This window comes from Alkalibacterium sp. m-11 (assembly GCF_054658155.1).
In genome coordinates, this window is sequence record NZ_BAAGIR010000155.1 from 1 (window position 1) to 3,992 (window position 3,992).

Genomic DNA, 3,992 nt, shown 5'->3' on the forward strand with positions numbered 1-3,992 from the left:
ACTATTTTACTTTCCGACAACTATTTTACACATAGCTATCGCTTGACCGAAATTCATCTCCCACTTTCACTGGTGCTTCGCACCCATACGCTTAGAAGTGGGAGACTTCTTTCGGAATTACGTTAAACTCTCGTTATTTAATTTTGGCTCATGTTATTGTAGATTGTTGCTATCAATATATTATTTGTTAACTAAGTATAAACTCTTTGAAGGATTAATTTGAGATACTTATTTACTATAGAAGTTTATTTAAAATTGACCATTTCTTTCAATTTACGTTTAAATGTTTTTGAAAAACCTTTTATTCCGATATACAAAGCATCTTTCCAATTTAAATTAGAATAATAAATTATTGTTTCAAAACTAGGACTCTGTTTAAGTTTGCTATCATTAAGTTTTTTATCATCTTGTAATTTATAGAGTTTAATTTCATTTCCAGGATTATCCATTAATATATTTAATTCATGTGGTTTATATGATAATCCATACTGGTGTGCCAAAGCAAGGTTATAGCTATTCGTCGTAAGCAAATACTGATATTTATTAAAGTATTTTTTAGTTCCGTATATGTCTACACAAATTTCAGATTTTAAATATTCTCCTTCCAACAATATTTCTAAATCCTGATTTTCATAGAAAGAATCATATTTAACTCCATTAACAAAATTCGGAAAATTATAATACAATTTAGAGGTAACTAAAGGTACTTGATACATTGCCGATTCAAATTTTGCATGCTGACCAACATCATTGAAATTAGTTGATAATGAATCAAAGGGATATACAAAATATTTATTATTAACCACTAGATATTTCATATAGTATTTTTTCCAAGAAGTTTCGGGCCAACTATATATTTTTTCAGGCATATCCCCTTGGCTTTTAAGAGGTTTGTTATTTTTATTGTACCATTCTCTAAAATTTAACCACATGTCCTTTGTCCATGCCTGCCCCCACGAAGACGCACTTTGCATAAAAAAAACACTATATTCATTTTTCAATGGTATAAATGGTTTTTCTACCATTTCATTAATATCTGGAGAATACAGTGATATACCTCCAATATTTTTATCATCTTGATAAAAATCTAATGCTAATCTTGAATAATGGTAGAAATATTTTGAAGGTACAATATCGTCTTCAAACATTATTAAACCCTTATAATTCGCCACTAAATCTCCACATGCCAAAATATGTTTTCTCAAGCCCAACCTTTTTTCTCGTACTATTACATTTTTATCACCATACGCCCAATTAAAATTATCTCCTATGTCTTTGAGCTGAGTATAAATTTCACTCCGGTCTATGCTAATTATTAAGTCTACATTTTCTGAGTAATATGATTTACTTAATATATTTAGTATTCTTTCTAATGAGCGAGGTCTATTGTATGCAACAACGACAATGACATTCTTATTCATTATATACTTCCTTTTAATTTTTAATTTATTTTTCTTTGCTAGTAGCATATGCTGCCACTAGTAGTCCCATAATATTAATAAACCTATTCTCATAAATACCTACGTTAACTGTAAAACCTAAAAATATTGGTACTAAGAATAAATACTTTTTTAAGGATGAAAAACTTAAATTACCACGAATCCGGAAGAAAGTATACATAAAGATAAAGTAAGTTATAATACCGTAGCTATAAATTAAATGAAAATGCCCATTATGAGGTCGGAATATTCGATTATTAATGATAACGTTCCCGCCATCTCCTAATACTAAATGATTTAGCATATTTTTACTCGATAATAAGTTTTGCCATATCATTATTCTTGAATCAGCCGAATTACTTTCCGATCTATTAATAGCGATTACTGCAATCTCTGATGAGAAAAATTCATTTATTAATAATAGGAAGAAAGGCAATAAACTAATAATAACCATTCCAAATAACAAATTTTTTTTCTTAATTTTTCGTGTTAAGAATACTTTGGATAATTTAGTAATAACAGCGAAGCTTATTAGTAACGCAAACATTATTAAGCCTGTAGTACTCATTGAGATAACTGTTAAAAAACCAGTCAGAAAGACAATAATAAATTTACGATTAACTTTGGTATCTGTATTAAATATCAAAAAATAGGTTATTGCATTAATTATGACTGCAAAATTATTTGGATCACTTAGAATTCCTGTAAATCTATAAATTGATAAACTGGATCCTACTTCAATTGTATTACCACTCATTGTCCAAAAAGACCTCATATTAAAGTACATTTGTGGACTTAAATAATAAACTAACCCTAAAATAGCATTTAATACTAAATATCCGATTAAAAACGATGAAATATTCACTTCATATTTTTGAAAATTTAACCTAAAGAAAAAGTAGTACAGAAAACCATAGATTAAAATTACTGTATTAGTTATATTAGCAGTAATAATAGACTGAGAAAATCGAAATGAATAGATAGTACTAGCAAGAATAAATATTAAAGCAAAGAAAAACATCTTCACTTCTTTAGTTTTACTTAACTTATTTAAGTTTAAAGGGAGCCAAAAGATTAGTACCCACATAGACAGACTGGAATACAATGGAGTAATATATGGAAAAAATAAAATATCTAATAAAACTAAGAAAAACATTATTTTTTCTCTCTTACTTGTTTTTATCTGGTTACTTTCTAACTGTATATATTCTAAATTCTTAACCATATTCCCCTCCAAAAATATTAAAGATATTTATTTTCCTTTAACTATCTTATCGACTTCCTCGTTAAAAGCTGATAAAATTGCTTCTTTATTATGCTTACTATTATATAATTTTATTGCTTTTTTTCCATAACTACCTTTATCTCTTTTAAACATAAAATTAGTAATACCATCTTTTATATTGTTACTACTATTTATACAGAAAGCTACTTTACTTAGATAGTTCATTGAGGATATATTATCTGGTCCAATAGCTATAATTGGTTTTCCAAGTGACAGATACTCAGGTATTTTAGTAGATAAGGAAAGCCGTGTAGCTTCTATAGACTTTTTATCAAAGGACTCTACAAATATAGGGGAGTCCGCATTATTCAAGGCTGTCTTTAATTCAACAGGGTTTAATGAGCCACCAAATATTGTGCATTCTAATTTTTCTATTCTACGTATAAAACCTGGAGTAGGATTATTATTTGAGTATATATAAAACTCAATATTCTCTTCAAAATTTTCATTGATTTCTTCAATAGCTTCTCCAATTTTTAATAGTATTTTATCTCGGTTTAAATGTAACCCCCCCGTATACACAAAACGATAACTTGAGGTTTTCTTTTCTTCTCTAGTTTTCATAGATTCACTTATATTAGCCGCAACAAAACTTTTTTTATTGAATATTCTAGAGTAAACTTCTTGCATCTTAGGTGAAATAGTTATAAGTAAGTCTGCATCATTAATTACCGTTCTCATTTTTTTAATTAATTTATTTCGTCTAGTCCACCAAAATGGATTTAGAGTTTGTCGTTTTAATATATAATCGTCAGTTATATAAACAATCATTTTGGTAGAAAATTTCTGTTGGATATATTGCGCAATTTGATAGGCGAACAAACTATCTCCTGCTACAAAAAACAATAATTCTGGGTTTACAGCTTCTAACCATTGATTCAATTCATCATTATTCCAGGAGGCAATTTGCCATGCTGTTTCTCTTAGTATTCTCGATAATTGAGATTTTTTAGTGTATCTAATTACTTTTTGAAAATTTATATTGTTTTTATCATCTCTTTGGTTATTAGAAAGTTTAACCACTTGACCAGTTTTTTGATCTTTATAAAAAATTGATTTTAATACATCACTATCGGAAATATTGTAAAAATTATTCGTGATATTAGAAACTGGTACTTCATTACTAAAATATAATTGTGACCACTAGTGTTGCATAAAATTATATTCTTACCGAATTTCATATTTGTTAACTAAATCACAAGTAGTTCTCATCAAAATTTACAAAAAAGTCAAATGCTGGCGCAGCGGATGACTTTTTCCAGAATTTT

The 3,992-nt window shown here is 27.9% G+C and carries 3 protein-coding genes; all 3 read right to left on the bottom strand.

Annotated elements, in window-relative coordinates:
- Positions 1–245 precede the first annotated feature (245 nt).
- The 3 genes from ACYQ2O_RS10865 to ACYQ2O_RS10875 are packed head-to-tail and all read right to left on the bottom strand — an operon-like array spanning position 246 to position 3,747.
- On the bottom strand, positions 246–1,421 hold the full coding sequence (locus ACYQ2O_RS10865) for a glycosyltransferase family 2 protein (protein WP_346024106.1): 1,176 nt from the start codon (positions 1,419–1,421) through the stop codon (positions 246–248).
- A 25-nt stretch (positions 1,422–1,446) separates the two neighbouring features.
- On the bottom strand, positions 1,447–2,664 hold the full coding sequence (locus ACYQ2O_RS10870; RefSeq protein WP_346024105.1) for an O-antigen ligase family protein: 1,218 nt from the start codon (positions 2,662–2,664) through the stop codon (positions 1,447–1,449).
- A gap of 27 nt (positions 2,665–2,691) precedes the next feature.
- Positions 2,692–3,747: a glycosyltransferase family protein gene (locus ACYQ2O_RS10875; protein ID WP_459796613.1), complete on the bottom strand. Its 1,056-nt coding sequence runs from the start codon at positions 3,745–3,747 to the stop codon at positions 2,692–2,694.
- Between the last annotated feature and the right edge of the window lie 245 nt (positions 3,748–3,992).

Excerpts from the sequence above, each read along its gene's own strand:
- ACYQ2O_RS10865 (WP_346024106.1), bottom strand. The coding sequence starts at position 1,421 with ATGAATAAGAATGTCATTGTCGTTGTTGCATACAATAGACCTCGCTCA.
- ACYQ2O_RS10870 (WP_346024105.1), bottom strand. The coding sequence starts at position 2,664 with ATGGTTAAGAATTTAGAATATATACAGTTAGAAAGTAACCAGATAAAA.